Genomic DNA, 19,948 nt, shown 5'->3' with positions numbered 1-19,948 from the left:
ACTGACAGCTCGAGTGTAAATGATAAAATAGAGAATTATATTTCTTTTATGTCAATCGCTAATGCAATTTACACTTTTACCAGAATGGACCGAGCAAGATGCTGTTATGCTAACTTGGCCTCATTTAGACACTGATTGGTCTGATATCTTAGACAAAGTTGAGCCTGTTTACGTCGCTCTATGCCAGCAAATATCACAAGTAGAAGACGTTGTGATTGTTGCCCACAATGAATCACTTAAAGCGCACATTTCAAGCTTACTAAATAGCCATGACGTTGATCTTAAAAAAGTTCATTTTGTAGTTACCCCGTGCAATGATACCTGGGCACGAGATCACGGCCCTATCACAACCCAAAATGCTGAGGGTAAGTTATCCATTAAAGACTTCACATTTACAGGTTGGGGCAATAAATTTGCCGCTGAACTAGATAATAAAATCAATAGTGTGCTGGTCTATGAACTTGCCAGTTCAGAGAATGATTATGATGTCGTCGACATGGTGCTTGAAGGTGGTGGAATTGAAATTAATGAATCCGGTACATTATTAACAACCACCGAGTGCTTGTTAAATGATAACCGTAACCCAGAATTGTCAAAAGAAGACGTTGAGCGAATCTTAAAAGACAAGCTAGGCGCTAAAGATTTCTTATGGGTCGATCATGGTTATTTAGCAGGTGACGATACCGACAGTCACATAGATACCCTAGTCAGATTTGCAACAGGAAATACCTTAGTCTATGTTGGCTGCGATGATGAAATTGATGAACATTACCCTGCTTTAACTAAAATGGCTGAGCAGTTGCGTTCATTTCGAACTCCTTCAGGTGAGGCATATAAATTAATTGAGCTGCCTTGGCCAAAAGCCATTTTTGATGATGAAGGCTGCCGCCTACCAGCAACTTACGCGAACTATTTAATCATGAACAAAACTGTACTTGTGCCTGTTTATAATGATGAAAAAGATGCGCTTGCTATTAAACAAATTCAGCTAGCTTACCCTGAACACACTGTGATTGGTGTTGATTGTGTTCCAATCATTCAACAATTTGGCAGCTTACACTGTATTACCATGCAATTGCCGAAGGGCTTTTTAAAGAGGATTTAACATGTCTAACAAATTAAAAGTGGGCATTGTTCAACACAGTAACTCAAGTGATGTTACAGAAAACACTAATAAAACAGTCGCTGAAATTAGAAATGCCGCAGCGCAAGGTGCAAAGATTATTGTGCTTCAAGAGCTTCACAGAAGTCTCTATTTTTGCCAAACAGAAAATACAGAACTGTTCGATTTAGCAGAAACGATCCCAGGTCCTTCGACTGAACTTTACGGTGAGCTCGCGGAAGAACTGAGTGTTGTTATTGTAACTTCATTATTTGAAAAGCGTGCTACGGGTTTATATCACAATACTGCAGTTGTATTAGACACTGATGGCAGCATCGCTGGAAAATACAGAAAAATGCACATTCCTGATGATCCTGGTTTCTACGAAAAGTTCTACTTTACGCCTGGTGATTTAGGCTTTGAACCGATTCAAACGTCGTTTGGTAAATTAGGTGTATTAGTATGTTGGGATCAATGGTTCCCTGAAGCTGCACGTTTAATGGCAATGGCTGGTGCTGAGTTATTAATTTACCCAACAGCGATTGGTTGGGATCCTCGCGATGATAAAGATGAGCAAATCCGTCAACGCGACGCATGGATCATCTCACAACGTGCACATGCCGTTGCAAATGGAGTGCCAGTTATTTCAGTAAACCGTGTCGGTCATGAAGCAGATCCATCAAGTCGAAGTGAAGGTATTCAATTTTGGGGTAACTCTTTTGTAGCAGGTCCTCAAGGTGAAATCTTACTTCATGCTGATGAGCAAGAAGAACAAACCTTAACGGTCGAAATTGATCAGGCCCGTAGTGAATCTGTTCGCCGTATTTGGCCGTATCTACGTGACCGCCGTATCGACCATTACGGTGATTTACAAAAAATTTATAGAGACTAAACAGGGGTGGTTGTTAACCACCTCAATGCAATCCTCATAATTAAGTGATCTATCTTGAGGCAAGGTAAACTTATTGATAACGAGGCGGAAATTTTGCTTTTTAGTTGTTCTAAATAAGAAATTTTCAACGAAGTTAGCGTCAGTTTTAGTCCCTCAAATTAATTGAGTATTATTTAGGGTTAGTACTAATTCTCAGCATTATTATAATAAATAGGAGCTTTCATGGCGTCTGCGCATTGGCAATCTATGCCTTGGGTAAAAAATAACAAAGACAAAATTAGTTGGGGACAGTTAACTGGCAGCGGCTTAGCACTCACAATCAGTGCAAACATAGCTGATAAGAAAACAATGACTGTAATTGTCACCCCTGACACCCCTTCTGCTTTACGCCTTGAAACAGAGTTAGACTATTTATTACAAGAACATAAGGTGATGACTTTCCCTGACTGGGAAACACTTCCTTATGACCACTTCTCGCCACACCAAGATATTATTTCACAGCGCCTTGAAACGCTTAATGCTTTAAAGCAACAAAGTAAAACTGTTTTAATCATTCCTGTTTCAACACTCATGCTTAGAACAGCACCACCGAGTTTTATTTATGGTCAAGCACTTAAATTTAAATGTGGTGATACTGTTGATGCGCAGCAGTTAAAAGACTCATTAACAGAATCGGGGTACCGACATGTTCAACAGGTCATGGAACATGGTGAATTTGCAGTTAGGGGCTCTATTGTAGATTTATTCCCAATGGGCAGTAAAACACCATTCCGTATCGATTTTTTTGACGACGAAATAGATTCAATCCGTTTATTCGATATTGAAACACAGCGCTCTAGTGATACAGTCGAAGAAATAGACCTATTACCAGCCCATGAATTTCCAACTAATCCAGAAGATATTGAAAGGTTCAGAACGGCTTATCGGGCAGAGTTTGGCGCAAGCTCAGAACAAGACTCTATCTATATGCAGGTTAGCAAGGCAAATTGGCCTGCTGGTATAGAGTATTATTTACCCCTATTCTTTGAGTCACTTTCAACCATTTTTGATTATCTCCCGGAAGATGCCGTAGTTATGCATCTTGCAGACATAGAGCATGCTGCAAAGAGTTTTTGGGAAGATGTTGAAAAGCGTTACGAAAACCGACGAGTAGATCCCTTAAGACCACTATTGTCACCAGAAAAACTTTACTTACCCGTAGAGTCGCTTTATCAGCAGTTTAAACAATTCGCTCGAGTCAATTTAAGTCAAGCCAACCTGCCTACTAAAGCAGGTAACACAAATTTAGATGCTGCCTTTATCGATGGGATTAGAATAGACCATAAAAAAGCCGACCCTTACGATACAATTTTAAAGTTTGTTTCTGATCAAAAGAAGCAAAAAGCACGCATTTTATTTAGTGTTGAATCTGACGGTCGTCGAGAATCATTACTTACATTATTAAAAACAACAAATTTAAAACTTAAGCAATTCGAGCATCTCAACGATTTTATCGCTGCCTCTAATGATGTAGGTATTATTGTCAGTCCACTCGAGCAAACTATTTCACTTTCCGGTAAGCCGAAACTTAATATTATTACTGAGCAAGAATTACTCGGTATTAAGGTTTCACAACGACGCCGTAGAAAACATAAATATGAGCAAGGACAAGATGCTTTAATTCGTAACTTAGCCGAGCTCAAAGAAGGTCAACCAATTGTTCATTTAGATCACGGCGTGGGTAGGTACCTAGGTTTGCAAACTATTGATGCTGCTGGTGTCGAAACCGAGTTTGTCACCATCACCTATGCGAACGAAGCAAAACTATATGTACCCGTATCAGCCTTACACATGTTGAGTCGTTATTCTGGTGGTGAAGAAGCTTCTGCGCCACTACATAAGTTGGGCTCAGATGTGTGGGAAAAAGCGAAAAGGCGCGCTGCTGAAAAAGTCAGAGACGTTGCAGCTGAATTACTCGATATCTATGCTAAACGCCAGAGTAAACCAGGATACAAGTTTAAACTTGATGGTCAAGGCTATCGTGATTTTGCAGATAGCTTTCCATTTGAAGAAACCGACGATCAGCGTAACGCCATTGAAGCTGTACTTGCTGATATGCAATCTAATCAAGCGATGGATAGATTAATATGTGGTGACGTAGGTTTTGGTAAAACTGAAGTGGCGATGCGAGGGGCATTTGCCGCTGTTAACGATGGCAAACAAGTTGCAGTGCTTGTGCCAACCACGCTACTTGCTCAGCAACACTTTGAAAACTTCAAAGACCGTTTTGCAGATTTACCCGTTGAAGTCGGTGTATTATCGCGATTTAACAGCACAAAAGAGCAAAAAGAAACATTAGCTAAGTTAGAAAATGGCACCATAGATATCGTCATCGGCACACATAAACTTATCCAAGACAATATTAAGTTCAGTGATTTAGGCTTACTCATTGTCGACGAAGAGCACCGCTTTGGTGTGCGTCAAAAAGAGAAAATTAAACAACTTCGTGCTGATGTTGATATTTTAACGCTGACAGCTACACCAATTCCAAGAACGCTTAATATGGCCATGAGTGGTATGCGCGATCTATCTATTATCGCCACACCTCCTGCAAAACGCCTAGCTGTGAAAACATTTGTTCAAGAACGCAATGATGAACTAATAAGAGAAGCCATTTTACGTGAAATCAAACGTGGTGGCCAAGTGTATTTCTTACACAATAATGTTGAAACCATTGAAAAAACGGCATTTGACATTTCAGAGCTTGTGCCTGAAGCCAGTGTCGCCATTGCCCATGGTCAAATGCGTGAGCGTGAACTAGAAAATCTGATGAGTGATTTTTATCACCAAAAACATAATGTACTGGTGTGTACAACAATCATCGAAACGGGTATTGATATTCCGTCTGCAAATACCATTATCATGGATAGAGCTGACAAACTTGGTCTTGCACAACTTCATCAGTTAAGAGGTCGTGTTGGTCGAAGTCACCACCAAGCTTATGCTTATCTGTTAACAAGAAATAGCCAATCTCTAAGTAAAGATGCTGTCAAACGTTTACAAGCCATAGAATCACTTGAAGACTTAGGCGCTGGTTTTGCGTTGGCAACACACGATTTAGAAATTCGAGGTGCCGGTGAGCTGTTAGGTGATGATCAAAGTGGTCAAATCCAGTCTGTTGGCTTCACTCTATATATGGAGATGCTTGAACATGCTGTTCAAGCTCTACGTGATGGTAAAGAGCCTACACTTGAAAACTTGTTACAACAGCAAACTGAAGTAGATCTTAAAATTCCTGCGCTACTGCCAGATGATTATATTCCAGATGTTAATATTCGACTTAGCATGTATAAGCGTATCGCCACTATTGCAAATGGCGATGAAATCGACGAAATGAAAGTTGAGCTCATTGACCGTTTTGGACTGCTACCAGATGCAACTAAAAATTTGTTTGCTATACAGCAAATTAAACTTCAAGCGAACAAAATTGGCGTGAGTAAAATTGAAGCCAACATCAAAGGTGGCTACTTCGAGTTCAGTTCTGATACAAAAGTTAACCCAACGTTCATCATTGCTTTGATACAAAGTAATCCGTCAGTCTATAGAATGGAAGGTGCAAATAAGTTACGCTTCAATATAGAAGAAAAAAATGGCCAAGAAAGACTAAAATTAATCAGCGCCATGATAAATGATTTTGATAAAAAGGCATCTGCATGAAGCATAAGCTTTTAAACCTCACAACATTGACGTTTTTAACTGTGTTTGCAGCCAATGCAAACGCAACCCGTTGGTTTGAAATTGAACTCATTGCTTTTGAGCAAAAACCAACGCCTGAGTTACGAGAAGATTTTAAACTTGAGCGTAAACCGATTCAGGCTCGAAAAACATTGGATATGATAGAAACAGGGCTAAACAATCAAGGTCAGATCCAATGTTTGGCAGGTGAACAACAATTTGATCCTAGAGAATTGAGTCAGCAAATTGTCTCGACATCCAGCTCTTGGCAATGTGATGATGATAGAAATTATCTTGAAAAAATGGAGTCGTTGCCATTAGCCCCCTTTGCAGAGCCGCAAGAGCATATGGATTCAATGTATTTGCTCGCTGAAGAACAGTTTCAATTTGAATCTGTTTTAAATAAATTAAAGCGTAAAGGTTTGGATCCAATATTACATACTGGCTGGCGCTTTCCTGAAATGAGTAGCCGACGAGCGCCAAGTATTGAAATCATAGCCGGCCAAAAAATTGCTAAGCCGACAAGCTATAAAGCAATTAATGAAATCAGTAACGATGGTTACATTAGCCTATTGGATAAGCCTGTACAACATCAAGCTATTAATGATGAGTTTAAGTGGCAAGTCGAAGGGTTAATGAAAATCCATGTCAGACATTATTTGTTTGTTACTACAGACTTAGATATCAATTTCATTGATAACGAAGGTGAATTACAACAAGCAAGAATGTCTCAATATACTCGCGTTTATAGCGGTGACATACATTACTTAGATCACCCTAGACTCGGGATAATATTTCAAATAAGAAAATATAAACATTAAGCATGTGGGGTTAATATGAAAAAGCTACTTCTAGTTGCAGCACTACTTACTTTAGCTGGCTGTTCGAAAGTAAATAAAGAAAACTACGACAAAATCAAAGTCGGTATGGACAAAGCTGAAGTTGAAGCAATTATAGGCTCAGCAGATTCTTGTGAAGAAAAAACATTACACACAAATTGCGTTTGGGGCGGTGAAGAGAAAAACATCACTATCACACTTGTATCAGATAAAGTTACCTTATTCTCGAGCAAAGGCTTAAAATAACGTAAACACCTTACCAGTTCATCCGAAAATCCCCACAAATGTGGGGATTTTTTATTTCCGCTCAGTATTTATAAAAATCAAATGGTTAAGCAGCATCAGATAAAACCCGATCTCTCCTCTGTTGTTTCACCAGATCGATATTCAGTTACACCGATACTTGAGGTTACACACAATGATTGTGCTTCACTCACTGCAATAGGTGTTTCTCTTAACCTTGTGGCAATTTCATGTGCTAGTTTTAAAGCCTGAGCATTTGAATTATGTGGCTATACTATTGCAAATTCTTCTCTGCCATAACGTGAAACTATATCAGTACTTCTTACCGAATTTGATAATACACATGCTGCTTCTTTCAGTACCTTATCACCAGCAATATGGCCAAATGTATCATTTATACGTTTAAATCTATATAGGTCAAACATAATATCTGAGAACTTGATTGCTCCAGATTTTAAGTGTTCGATCGAACGTAATAAAACACGTCTGTTTATCAGTTTAGTTAAAGGATCAACTGTGGATTCTCTATATAGGTGAATCAACATTGAAAGTTGTGCTACTTTCAACCATAAGCTTATCCCAGCGAATAGTACAAATAGCCAAGTATTATTAAACAGTGACCAAACATTAGCTTGATAGAAAAGGCTTTGTACAATTGTAAACGGACAAAAGATAAAAGTCATTAGAATAAGGCTCCCTCTAATCGTTAGAGGAAATAATCCGACAATAGCTAAAATTAAATAAGGTAACATTGAGAAAAGATGGCACGTCATTGAGAAAATAGATGGCACGTCATTGAGACTATCAAAGGTCATCATTGAAGCTAAATAAAAGAATGAAAGTAAGAAAAAAGACAGTGCGACTACTTTTTTAATAAGTAAAGCAGAACAACATTTTTTAATAAAATAAGCCATTGCGAACAGACTGACTTACAATACAAATCCACTCATTAAAATTGTAGTCGCTTGCTCATATTCGAAGGCATTAAAGTCATAAATAGAGAAAAAAGGCACCGAAATGACAAAGAAAATACACATTACCCAGAGTCGTTTTCTAATATAAATGGAGCGTTTTTGTGTAAAGTCGTTCGAATGATTATTTGAACTCAATAAGTCTAATAATGTGGTCTGTTCAAGCCCTAGTAGTTTCAAAACCGTATTTAACTGCCACTTCCTTTTATTTCCATTGTTAAAGTTTATCAAATCTGTTGAATTTACCATGCCTAAAACTCACCTCATTATGTAATGAACATTATTATGATGAGATTTTAGGCTGGGTAAAAAAAGTACTGTTAATTTAAATCAAGTTTAATGCAGAATTCAGCTTAAACTCGAAAGGTAAAAGTTAAGGCACTACTGCTCCCAAGTTTTCATTTTTCGATAAATTGTTGAAGGGCTAAGCTCTAACATGGCAGCTGCTTTGGGGATATTATTTCCACAAATTTCAATTGCTTGTTCAATATACTCTTTTTCAACAATCCACATCGGTCTGATATCAAGATGGCTTTGCATTGCAACAACAGGTTCATTCGGTGCTGTAAAGTGTGACTCTGTTTGTATTGCATCAAATGATTGGTTAGGCGTTGATTGTGTATTGTTTTGAGTGGTAGGGCTAATTTGTTGGACGTTGCTATTAGTAACTGGGAAAGCAGGAAACATATGCGCGTCAATGACTTCACTATGATTCATGACTAAGGTATTGCGGATCATGTTTTCGAGCTGACGCACGTTACCTGGCCAATCATAGTTAAGCAGTTTTTGTTTCGCATTTTCAGTTAATTTTTCAAAGAATTTGCCTTCTTCTTTTGCAATACGTTCAAACATGGCTTGTGCTATTTGCACAACATCTTCTCCACGCTCTCTGAGAGGTGGTAGCTGAATTGGAATAACATAAAGACGATAATATAAATCTTCTCTAAAACGTCCTTCTTGTACTTCTAACCAAGGGTCTCGGTTTGTTGCACATACAAATCTAACATTTACTGACTGTAAGGTTTCACTCCCTACTTTTTGGAAAGTACCGGTTTGTATAAAACGGAGTAACTTACTTTGCAGTCCAAGGTCCATTTCGCATAATTCATCTAGAAATAATGTACCGCCGTCCGCTTGTCCAGCTGCACCTTCTCGGTTTGATGTCGCGCCCGTAAAAGCACCTTTGACGTGACCAAAAATTTCACTTTCTATTAAATCTTTAGGGATCGCAGCACAATTTAATGCAACAAAAGGGGCTTGTTTTCGATCACTACATTCATGCACCGCTTTAGCACATAACTCTTTACCCGTGCCACTTTCACCTGTGATAAAAACAGTTGCTTTAGAGTTCGCAGCATTAGAAATGATTTGATAAACACTTTGCATTACAGAAGATTTGCCTATCAATTGGCAAAAACGCCCGTTTTCAAACGTTGATTGATACTCTTCGACTTTTTTGCTGAGTGTTTTTAATTTTAAGCCATTGTTTACCGTGATCCTAAAACGCTCAGCGTCAATCGGCTTTTCAAGAAAATCGATGGCACCATGACGAATTGCTTCTACAGCAAGTTCTTTACTAGCATGGGCTGTGAGTACGATAACATCAGGGCGGTTTTGTTCTGGTAATTGCGCTAAGATGTCCATGCCGCTCATATCTGGGAGCATGATATCCAAAATGATTAAATCCGGTTGATTAGCATCTAAATAATCTAATGCAGCTTGCCCTGTGCCCGCTACAAAGCTTTTTAATCCTGTAGGAATAAGATAAGACTGATACAGTAATGCAAGGGACTCTGTATCTTCTACAATTAAAATACTCGCTGGCATAGCAACCTCCTGATTGCAAAATCATTTCCTATACTTTATTAAGAACCAGTAATGTTGAATCGTCAATCTCTTTTGTTAAATCAGGTAGGCATTTTTGCCAAAGTTGTGTTTGAAATTCAGTACTATGAAAACTCATTTCACTTAGCTTATTTTTAATAAACTCATCAGATGCGCTAAACTTGTCACTATTCTCGTGAAGGCCATCAGTAAATGCGATAATGTATGCTGATTTGGGTAAAATCATAGATTTTGAGGTGTATTGATAGGAAGAGTTTAACCCTATGATAGGCTCGCTCGATTCTAATGAAATTATAGTGTCGTTTTGTTTATCAATGAGTAAGAAACTAGGTTGACCGATATTGATGTATTCAAGCGTGTCGTCGACAAATTTAAACCCCAGCAAAGTGAATATTTTGTCTTTATTAATGCAAATTCCATTAACTACTGCGTCGTTCAAATCGTTCACCATGCTCGATAAATCATTTGAGTTCTTTACTAGCCCATAAATAAAGCCTTTTAATTCACTTGCAGTGTTTGCAGCAACTTCACCATGCCCCATGACATCGACCAAATATACAAAGTGCGCACCTGTTTCTTTGTTGCTGTAATTAAGCACAAAATCGCCACTTCTATCGTGTGTTGCACTACCAAACACAGACAATGATTTATGCGAATCTAGCTCTATTAAGTTATTACTGAATGCGTTTTTAACTTTTGCTCTAAGCGAGTCTTTTTTTCGTCTTAAAACACGTTCACAAATAAGTTGAATGTCTTCTTTCTTTAGTGGCTTAATTACATAGTCATCTATACCCACTGATACTGTTTGCTTGATCGTATCAATCGCATCATCAACAGACATAACTATGATCCCTAGGTTGGCTAAATGCTGATAACGATTTATCTGTTCAATGAATTTAGTTGCCAACATCTGATTTAAATTCAAGTCTATCAGAAGTAAGTCAACGTCATGCTTTGAGATAAAAGAATATGCTTTATATTCACAGTCGAATGCATACACGTCATAATCATCTTTTAGATAGCACTCGATTAATTTTAGGGTTGATAGTTCGTCCTCAATTATAACGACCTTGGTTTTATCTGATGAGCTGGTGAGAGTGATTCTGAAATGGTTTTGCTCAGACTCTTCATAATATTGATATTGCGGAAAGTAGTGATTGATAAGTGCCAAACCCATACCACCTTCTCTTAACTGCCCATCGTTTATCACAGCACTTCGGTCGTTTTGTTCGTCTTTAGCAAACTCAGCAAAAAATGCGCTATTATCAATGATGGTTAATGCAACGCCCCCTTTAATATTATCTATTACTAGGGTCATTACGTCATCTTCCCCTTCTGAATGACGTATTAAATTCGATAGATACTCTGTTAATACAAGACCTGTATTATCAATGTCTTCATTTGATACCTTCATCTGCTTAAGATAATGGTGCAATATTTCTCTTACTGACTGAATTGCGGGCCAGACTAAATTAAACCTTCTATAAAACAGTGTCGACATGGTCACCTCATACCGCTTCAAATAACCACTTTTGTTTCTTAATCGCAGTGATTAATTTTACTTTAAGCCATGGAAAACGATTGAATCTATGTTCAACACTTTCAATTAAACGCGGACCTAACGGAGGTAGTGCAAACTGGCTCACGACGACTTCAATATGTTTGAAATTGGCTTTTTTAACTTTATCTACACTAACTTGAACTTGTTCTTCATTGTTAATGCCAAGTGCCACATTCAAAATCGCCATATCTGTTGCACTTGAAATAACATGAATAGGAATATTTTGACGATTATTTTGCATCAAAGGTGGCATATCAAAAATGATATAGGTAAATTCTTGCTCAAGCATTAAAATAGCTTGCTGTAAAATACCAAACTCCCTTACTTGCGCGTCCTCTTTTAATTCTTTCACAGTTAGAAAATCAAATTGTTTTAACGGCTTAGTATAAAGTTGGCAACTTATATCATCAAAACTCCAGCCTTGGTCCTCCATCTGACCTTCTAACCAATCAAATGACATAGGGTTATAGGAATTTAAATCAACTAATAACACTTTCTTATCGATGGTTTGCAGTCTTCTAGCTAGACAGACAGAAATTGAACTTGTGCCCTCTTCTCCCACTGGAGAAAAAACACATAAGCACTTAGCTTTTTTGTCTACAATACTTCTATAGACAGCTTCAACTTCTTGATATTCTGTAGGAATTAACTTCATAGACCCACCGCCAATGCAAGTATTGTTAAGAAATCTACAACTGAACTTTTCGCCCTTTGGCCAAAGTCTTGACCTTGATCAGGTATATATACGGTATCTCCTGCACGTAAAACAGGAATGCGCATTGAGTTAGGTTCACGAATAAACTCTTCAAGGTCGAAACGTCTTGCTTGCTCTTTACAGCAAGAGTGATTTATCACAACAATGTTTTCGATTAAAGCACTTCCTGTTGGTCCACCAGCTTCTGCTAGTAAATCAAGTAGAGTCATTGAATCATCAAAAGAGTAACGTCCGGGTGTTTTTATTGCCCCCATTACGCGAACGACATTTTCTTTTTTTCGACTTAACCAATCTCTGGACTTTTCAGGAACGTATATTGTGTCTCCTGGCAGAACTTTCGGAAATAGCGTTTCGTCACCGGTCTCAAAATAAAGGGCTAGATCAAGTTTGCTCACTCTGGCTTCATAGCCATTACGGTGAGTGATTCGAATATTTCTAATATCAGCATTACTGTTAGGCCCATCAGCTGCAGATAAAATATCAATGAAATGCAGTGACTCATCAAATGCATATCGGCCAGGTGCACCAACTTGTCCCATAACATAAATTGAAGTATCTGGATCTTGTCTTACCCATTGTGATTTATTGTCTTTAGGGTCGTGCGGTAATTCTTCAACGATAATTGTATCTCCAGCTTGAATGCTAGGTAACGGGTAACTTCCATCTAGACTATTTACATAATCGTCCATACTAAAACGCTGTAAAACTTCGCCAGCTCTAAAAATCTTAATATCATTTACATTTGCTCCCTTAGTAGGACCTCCAGCGTGTGCGAATAAATCAGTAAAATCCATTTCATCACTCCATTCATAACGCCCTGGACTATTCACAGCGCCCATCACTTTAACCGCGCGTTGAGGCGGCACTTTCAGCCAGCTTTTTTCATTGATATCTGTTTTTTCTGGTACAAATACCACATCACCTGGATTAATTGGTGGGATTGGAGAAGTAGCTACGCCATCACTGTAAGATTGCAAATCAAAGTAAATACTTTCACCTGATGGCTTCAAAATCCGTATTTGCCGTGTTTCAGCAAAACGAGTCGGTCCACCAGCATTAGCTAGAATATCTAAAAAGCCTATTTTATCTGTCGATTCATAGGCGCCTGGTTTTTGAACTTCACCCATAATATAAACGGTTCTTGCTGTAGTATTAACATCTTCAACCATAATCGGCACATAGATAGTGGTCCCACCTTCAATTCTTGGTAGTAAAGATTCTTCACCCGAGTCTAAATACTGTTTTAAGTCGAATATTTCAGGCTCACCGTTTCGTATAACACGGATCTTTGTTACATCTGCATAGCGTGTTACTCCTTCTGCACGCATTAATGCATCAATAATATTCATATCTTCTTTGTAAGAAAAACTGCCAGGACTGTGTAACTCGCCAAATAGAGTCACCGCTTTTTCATTGCCTTCAGCATCACCTGATGCAGATAGTGTCTGGGCGTCGAATTCAATTTGTACATTACCAAGCAGCGGCGAAACTGGTACAAATACAATATCCCCCGATTTAAGTGCTGGTAGCTTATTTGGGTCGCCACTGTCTAAATAAGCCTTATAATCAAAACTAATGCTCTCATCACCGCGTCGTATCTGAAGTTTATTTAGCTGCGCACCAGGTTTTAGCCCCCCTGCTTGCGAGATAACCATCTGTATGTTGCCATCTTCAGGAATACTCACTTGTGATGGCTCATTGACATAACCTAGAACAGTAACCAGTAAGTCTCTTGCTCTGATTTCGACATAAAACTGCTCAAGACCTTTGTATACTCCACTCAACTGCAATTTAATTTCATTTTCGACACGTTGAATGGTTTTACCTGCCACTGTTACCTTGCCAATTTCAGGTACATTGATTTGGCCTTTTTTATCTACCTCAAATACATCAGTAAAATCTGCTTCATTGGGCATATTCAAAAATAGTTTATTGCCGACTTCTATAATCGTAGTATTACCTTGTGTTGTGGATGCTTCTTCTGCAGAAGATGGCAACGAAACGCTCGAAGCAATAATTAAAAGCAAAAAAGCGATCAGGCTGTTTAGATTAATTCTTACCATCACTGCGCTCCTTAGTCAGCTCATCCGTCCACGATGTAAGTGGTTTTAGCTGAGTTTCTGCATCGATTTGTGATTCAGCATTGAGAATATAAGCATTTACACGTCTGTCTGAATGGCGGCTTACCGCGTTGTTATTACTTTCGCTGTAAGGGGAAAGACTCCCTTGCGTTACAGTGGTAATAGTAGTTGGGTTAACACCATAAACACTTAACCAATGCTTTACCTTTTCCGCCCGCTTAAAGGCGAGCTCATAATTATCAGAGTCAATGCCCTTTTTATCTGTATGGCCAACTAAAAGTAACTCAATTTCAGGAACTAGTTTTAATAGGTCAGCGGCTTGGGTTAGCCTTTTCATATATTTAGGTGTCACTTCGAAACTATCAAATGCAAACTGATTATCACTGTTGAGTAGTGATTTGATCTGTTTAATTATTTTGAGTGAATCGTCTTTGCTCGTGTCGTTATTTGCCATAGCACACCCCGTGAGCTTCAGAACACGTTCAAAGTGGTTTTGTAATAAATTCAGTTGATGGTAAAAAATTCTTAAATCAGCCTGTGCATCTGAATACATTTCAGCTGCAAGCATTCGCTTAATTCGATTAGATAACATTTCAGCTTGATATACTTGTGCGGGCATACATTTGTTAATTCCACGCACTTTCAACCAATCTAATTTCATTTGAATATGTTCATACTCGTTTGCAATGTGCATCGGTGCTGATGCATACCAGGTTTCGCTATTTGTCTCATTGTCAGGGTGATACTCTTCAGCCCAACCACCTTTGCCTTGTTCGGGCCAAGTACTACAGCCCGAAATCAATATCAGCATTAGTAAAATATACATCCATCTCATAGCAACTCTCCTGGTTTTAATTTTATCTACTCATCAATAAAATCAATGGTTAAGTTTACTCTTAGCAATGTCATTAATTTTCTTGGTTGACCGTTTACTTTCAGTAATTGCATATTCACGCCACGTTGCTCAATCCGCTTGAATAAGAACACCATTGCACCTATACCTGATGAATCAATAAACTCTGTCTTATTAAAATTTAGTACAATGTTGTCCTGATGTGTATTCGCAAGTGAATCAAATTGTTCTCTATATCTGTCTACAGACATACCCGAAAAGTCACTTGGTAGTTCTACAATGATTTTGTCGTCGATCACTTCTGTTGGTAGTTGCTGATACATGATAGATATCCTCTCGTTAGGTTTAACTTTAACTATCAAGTTGAATGCCAGACTTTAAAGCATTGAAATAAATGACTTTGTAAGGTGGTGAATTTTAGTTTTCGCATATTGCAATTGGCGAAACAGTAAACAATTGCAAAATGCGAGTCACTTGTGAATTAAGAATTGGATATACGCGAAAGTTTCAATTGAAAGGAAAAAAGCCAAGTAAAAACTTGGCTTGGATTTATATCAAAGTGAAAATTGATATCGATTACTTTCCTTTTCCCATAAGCACGACTTGAATAGTTTTAACTAAAATACTCATCTCTGTTCTGTACCAAGATGAAAAATTAGAAAGCGAAAGTGCATAAGCATAATCCCATGCAATCTTTCTTCTTACACCTTCAATATTTTCATCGTAGCCGTTCATTACTTGCGCTAAACCAGAAATACCTGGTTTTAGTTGATAAGTACGGTGTGTGAAGTAAGGTACGTTTTCTTCTAAATTTTTATAAAATACTGGGCGTTCAGGGCGCGGACCGATTAAAGACATTTCACCTTTTAATACATTCCACAATTGAGGTAATTCATCTAAGCGTGTTTTTCTTAAAAAGCGCCCCACTCGTGTGATCCTAGGATCGTTATCAGAAGCCCATACAGCGCCACTGCGCGATTCTGCATCAATATACATACTTCTCAACTTATAAACGTAAATTAAGCTTACAAAGTTGTCTGTAGACTCGCCAACTCTTAGTTGTTTGTAGATGATGCCCCCTTTTGAATCTAGCTTAATAGCAATGGCTACAAGCAATAAAATAGGTGCAGTCAATACCAGACCAAATGAAGCGCCAATGATATCGATAATACGCTTGGTAATTAAGATGCGCTTTTTCTCTGAGTTAATTTTTTTAGGCACACGAGACCAACTTTGTTTATAGGCACCTTTGTGTAATTGTACGATTCCGTATAAACCGACGAGATAACTAAACAACATATAATTTACAGAGTCGATTACAGGCAGCTTAAAGCTGAACAGTCCACGGATTTTAGCTAAACCAATTAAGTTCGTTACTAGCAATCCCATTGCTGTAACTGTATATAAACCACCGACTAATACAGCCTGAATGAATAAAGAAACATAAAACACAGCGATACAAATCGGCATAACGCCTCTTAGCCCTTTGCTAGAAATAAAAATAAGTTTTTGCCACAGGTTAAAAGACCCAAACTTCTTAACTAGCAAGCCAAGTTGTTGCCAGTTTCCTGCACAAATGCGAACACGGCGTGTATAGTCTTTGTCTAACGCATCTTCTTCCATCTCAACCATGTTGATGTCTTCTGATATTGCAATCACATGTTCTTTATCAACTGCTTGAACTGCTTGAATGAAGTCGTCATTTATAGTGCCTTCATCAAGAGGTTTGACTAAATGACTTTTGATGGCAAGTAAAGAGCCCGAAACACCATTGACCGCACCGAAAATACTTTCATCTAAGCGCGTTTTATTTTGCAGAGCCCAGTAGCCGCTCTGTTCATTGTTAGCTTGGTCATACACTTGATATAAGCCCGATACAACGGCAACTTTTTTATCAGCCATCTTGCACGCAACTTCTTGAAAAGCATTTATACTTAGCATTGCACTCACATCTGAAAATAGCACCACATCATAATCACTGCTGTATAGATTAATGAGATGATTGATTGCGTTTAACTTACCTTTATTCTCATCAAAGACATCAATGTGACAAAATATGTTTTGTTCAGCCAGTCTATCGAGTGCTGGGGTTGCACACGCCAATGTGTCATCTGTACAGCCATCTAGCACAAGGTGAATGGCAATTTTTTCATTCGGGTAAATTTGGCTGGCAATATTTATGAGCTTGTCATAGATATATGTTTGCTCATTATGAGCAGCCATGAACACCGCAATTTTTGGCTGATACGCTTTAATACAATCGCTTTGCAAATTGCGACGCTGTTTGTATTTTGCAACAATACTGAGTGCCAAAGGGTACACTCCATGGTGATAGATCACTAAGCCGATACAGATGATGAGAATGATATCCATAGTATTCATAACTTACTCCTAGCTTTTTATGCTTTCATATAAGTAGTCATAACGTTTTGTCATTTTTTTTGAGCAACCAAGCTCTAAAGCATGTGCTCTGACCTTAGTGCCGTTTTGTAATGACAAACCTCTCTGTATAGCATCTGGCAAGCAATGGGCCATATTTACGTTTAATAAAATACCGCTTTGTTTGCTTACAATTTCTTTAACGCCACCGACATCAGAAGCTATGACAGGAATGTTACAGGCCATGGCTTCAAGTAAGGTAAGCGGTAACCCTTCACGCTCTGAAAATAAACAAAAAACATCAATGGCAGAATAAAACAGCGGCATAGCATCGACTTTACCGAGCCAATGAATACGGTCTTGAAGTGACTTTTCCATACCATATTTGGTGTAGAACTCAAGTTGACTGCCATCTCCAGCAAAAACGAGGTGAACATGTTCTGGTAAGGACTTAAGGCTATCAATTAAGGCTATATGACCTTTACCTTTTTCGACTCTTGCAGCACAGCCAACCAGTTTAATACCGCTTGGTAAACCTAAGCGACAACGTGCAAGGTACTTTGAAAAAGGTCTGAAAAGCTGAGTGTCTATGCCGTTGTGCACCACATAATCCGCTTTAATAGAGGTTTGATGTGTCAGTTCAGATGCCACTGCATTCGCGTCTGTCACTATGGTGACTTTAGTCAGACTATGCACTAATTTAGTCAACAAACGTTGTTTAAAGTTATTTAGATACCAAGCATCATGCATTGTGTGAATGTGTTTAACATGTGGTCTGTTCATTTTGACCATGGCACCGTAAAATAGAGGACCAACATGATGACTATGAATGGTATCAATGCCCCACTCGTCAATGAGTTTGATTAGCTTTTTAACTGTTTGGTAAGAAATACCAGGTTGTTTACCTAAACATTCAAAATGAGAAAGCTCTTTTAATGCAGGCCATGCTGATAAAGCTCGATTAGTCGAGCCTTCAAGGGCAACTAAAGCCATATAATTTGAGAACTTACTTTGCTGACACAGGGTAAGAACCATCTTCTCTAAACCACCCACCAGTGGATGCTGAATTAGCTGTAGTACGTTATTCATAAGAACTCCTCGATGCTTCAATAATGATCTCTCGTTCAAACTCTTGATGAACTATCGGCATGACGGTCAGTACTGGTTGCTCAGTAAGATGGGCCACTGTCTTCATGTCTTTAATGCGTGTATCAAGTAGTGCATAGACAAATACAAGTGCTATGCCACAAAATAGACCAAGGACAATACCAAGGACGACACTGATCCATAATGGGTTATTAATTGGCACGCTAGGGCTGTAGGCACGTTCAATTGTCTTAACTTTATCTGGGCCTTCGTAGCGAACAAGCTGACCCGTGACCTTAGACATTTCATAACGCTCTAACATATCTTTGTAGAGATTTTGTTTTACTTCTAAATCACGTTGCAATTTGCGAAGCTTTTTATCTATGTCAGTAGTACTACTTAAACGGGCTGCGATAAGTCGAATTTGCTCGTCTAACATATCTAGTTCTTGTTGGTGTTGAGCCAAGCTATTTTTAGCTTCTTCGAGCGTTAATAATTGGGAGACCAACAAGGCGTTATTTTGTTTTTCTCCATCTTGCGGCAAGGTATTGGCGATTTGCCAAAGCGAATCTAGGTCCGTTGAATCAATTGATTGATGTTTTTCGCTTATGGTTTGCTTATGCGCTTTTAAGTTTTCAAGCTCTTTTAATTTAGCCTGTAATTTGCTGTGCTTATCGGTATAACGTGTTCTTAAAAGTGCAATTTCAGCCTCAGTACGAAGAATCTTATCTTCAATATGACCTAGAATTGGGTTTGCTTTACTCATTTTCTTTGCAAGCGTATTAAACTTGGCCTGCGCCCCACTGAGTACCACGGTTTTCATTTGCTTTTGCTGTTCAAGGCGTGACATGGTTTCCTGGTTCACGCTCATCAGCTCTGGTAAAGCATCTCGGTTATCTGCTTTAAATTGTGCTAATTGATCTTCCGACTTTTCAAGCTCTGTTCTCATTAGCTCAAGTTGATCTAAAAAGAATTGCTCTGAGGTATCTAAAGACGATTTAGTTGGTGCTAGTAGTCGCTCGATAAACTTTTCAACCACAAGCTCGAGAATTGGTTTCATTTGGGCTTGGTTGTTCCATTTAAAGCTTATTTTTACAAGTTCATCACCAACGACTGAGATAGAAATTGCCTGGCCTAACTTCTGACGCATTTGCTCAACTTTTCTTATCGGCGCGCCCTCAGGGACTAATTGCATTTCTTCAACAATTTCAGCTAAGTTGTTTCTACTCAACACCAAAGTACGAAGTGCATCTATACGTTCTGATAGTTCGAATGAAAAAGACAATTCATCTAGGTAAGGATTTAATAACGCCGATTCTTCAATTAGGATACTGGCATGATTGGTATATTGCTTTTCAGCCGTTGCACTCAAGCCAATGACAATGATTGGGACTATGATAAATGGCAGCAAAACTAACTGATAGCGTTCATATACGGCGTATAACGCTAAGTACAGTAGTCTTTTAATTTGAGCTTGTGCCAATATCATACAATTCATCCGTTTTGCATTTTGCAAAGCAAAATTAAACCCGCTTGCAAAATGTCAGTTAAAAACAAAGATTTCATATCTTCGTTATGAACAGTCGCAAGAATAGAACCAACTTTAAAAATAGAATTGAATTTCGGAGTTCAAAGATGCTAAGAATTGCATACCAACCCACAAATAA

16 protein-coding genes are annotated in these 19,948 nt (G+C 38.4%); 5 read left to right on the top strand and 11 right to left on the bottom strand.

Going from position 1 to position 19,948, the window contains the following annotated elements; all coding sequences use genetic code 11:
• Positions 1-61: 61 nt before the first annotated feature.
• From ACGHEH_RS10000 to ACGHEH_RS09980, 5 genes are all read left to right on the top strand, one after another.
• Entirely contained in the window at positions 62-1,105 is a 1,044-nt protein-coding gene (locus ACGHEH_RS10000; protein ID WP_390444692.1) for an agmatine/peptidylarginine deiminase, read from the top strand.
• Position 1,106: 1 nt separating this feature from the next.
• The gene (locus ACGHEH_RS09995) at positions 1,107-1,994 is read left to right on the top strand and encodes a carbon-nitrogen hydrolase (protein WP_390444689.1); all 888 of its coding nucleotides are present in this window, start codon (positions 1,107-1,109) and stop codon (positions 1,992-1,994) included.
• 222 nt (positions 1,995-2,216) lie between these two features.
• A complete protein-coding gene (gene mfd / locus ACGHEH_RS09990) occupies positions 2,217-5,690 on the top strand; it encodes a transcription-repair coupling factor (RefSeq protein WP_390444686.1) in 3,474 nt (1,157 codons plus the stop codon).
• Positions 5,687-6,529: a CsiV family protein gene (locus ACGHEH_RS09985; protein WP_390444684.1), complete on the top strand. Its 843-nt coding sequence runs from the start codon at positions 5,687-5,689 to the stop codon at positions 6,527-6,529. The genes mfd and ACGHEH_RS09985 overlap by 4 nt, the downstream gene beginning before the upstream one ends.
• Positions 6,530-6,544: 15 nt before the next feature.
• Positions 6,545-6,793, top strand: a complete 249-nt coding sequence (locus tag ACGHEH_RS09980) for an outer membrane protein assembly factor BamE (protein WP_138478836.1) — start codon at positions 6,545-6,547, stop codon at positions 6,791-6,793.
• 266 nt (positions 6,794-7,059) lie between these two features.
• Here ACGHEH_RS09980 and ACGHEH_RS09975 read toward each other — a convergent pair whose 3' ends face one another.
• From ACGHEH_RS09975 to ACGHEH_RS09925, 11 genes are all read right to left on the bottom strand, one after another.
• Positions 7,060-7,704, bottom strand: a complete 645-nt coding sequence (locus tag ACGHEH_RS09975) for a diguanylate cyclase (RefSeq protein ID WP_390444681.1) — start codon at positions 7,702-7,704, stop codon at positions 7,060-7,062.
• Positions 7,705-7,719: 15 nt separating this feature from the next.
• Entirely contained in the window at positions 7,720-8,010 is a 291-nt protein-coding gene (locus tag ACGHEH_RS09970; protein WP_390444679.1) for a hypothetical protein, read from the bottom strand.
• 132 nt (positions 8,011-8,142) lie between these two features.
• Complete coding sequence (locus ACGHEH_RS09965; protein ID WP_390444677.1) at positions 8,143-9,588, bottom strand: sigma-54-dependent transcriptional regulator; 1,446 nt, start codon at positions 9,586-9,588, stop codon at positions 8,143-8,145.
• Between the two features lie 28 nt (positions 9,589-9,616).
• Positions 9,617-11,107 carry a SpoIIE family protein phosphatase gene (locus ACGHEH_RS09960; protein ID WP_390444675.1) on the bottom strand — a complete coding sequence of 497 codons (1,491 nt, stop codon included), beginning with the start codon at positions 11,105-11,107 and terminating at the stop codon, positions 9,617-9,619.
• Positions 11,108-11,114: 7 nt separating this feature from the next.
• Positions 11,115-11,822, bottom strand: a complete 708-nt coding sequence (locus ACGHEH_RS09955; RefSeq protein ID WP_390444673.1) for a tyrosine-protein kinase family protein — start codon at positions 11,820-11,822, stop codon at positions 11,115-11,117.
• A complete protein-coding gene (locus ACGHEH_RS09950; protein WP_390444670.1) occupies positions 11,819-13,945 on the bottom strand; it encodes an SLBB domain-containing protein in 2,127 nt (708 codons plus the stop codon). The genes ACGHEH_RS09955 and ACGHEH_RS09950 overlap by 4 nt, the downstream gene beginning before the upstream one ends.
• The gene (locus tag ACGHEH_RS09945; RefSeq protein WP_390444667.1) at positions 13,932-14,798 is read right to left on the bottom strand and encodes an OmpA family protein; all 867 of its coding nucleotides are present in this window, start codon (positions 14,796-14,798) and stop codon (positions 13,932-13,934) included. The genes ACGHEH_RS09950 and ACGHEH_RS09945 overlap by 14 nt, the downstream gene beginning before the upstream one ends.
• 26 nt (positions 14,799-14,824) lie before the next feature.
• Complete coding sequence (locus ACGHEH_RS09940) at positions 14,825-15,139, bottom strand: STAS domain-containing protein (protein ID WP_390444664.1); 315 nt, start codon at positions 15,137-15,139, stop codon at positions 14,825-14,827.
• A gap of 253 nt (positions 15,140-15,392) precedes the next feature.
• Entirely contained in the window at positions 15,393-17,198 is a 1,806-nt protein-coding gene (locus ACGHEH_RS09935; protein WP_390444661.1) for a sugar transferase, read from the bottom strand.
• 9 nt (positions 17,199-17,207) lie between these two features.
• Positions 17,208-18,284, bottom strand: a complete 1,077-nt coding sequence (locus ACGHEH_RS09930) for a glycosyltransferase (RefSeq protein WP_390444658.1) — start codon at positions 18,282-18,284, stop codon at positions 17,208-17,210.
• Positions 18,277-19,779 carry a GumC family protein gene (locus ACGHEH_RS09925; RefSeq protein ID WP_390444656.1) on the bottom strand — a complete coding sequence of 501 codons (1,503 nt, stop codon included), beginning with the start codon at positions 19,777-19,779 and terminating at the stop codon, positions 18,277-18,279. Before ACGHEH_RS09925 ends, ACGHEH_RS09930 begins: the two co-directional genes overlap by 8 nt.
• Positions 19,780-19,948 lie beyond the last annotated feature (169 nt).

The sequence above is a fragment of the Pseudoalteromonas sp. MTN2-4 genome (assembly GCF_042848605.1).
GTDB lineage: Bacteria > Pseudomonadota > Gammaproteobacteria > Enterobacterales > Alteromonadaceae > Pseudoalteromonas.
This window is presented reverse-complemented; position numbering and strand designations above follow the sequence as displayed.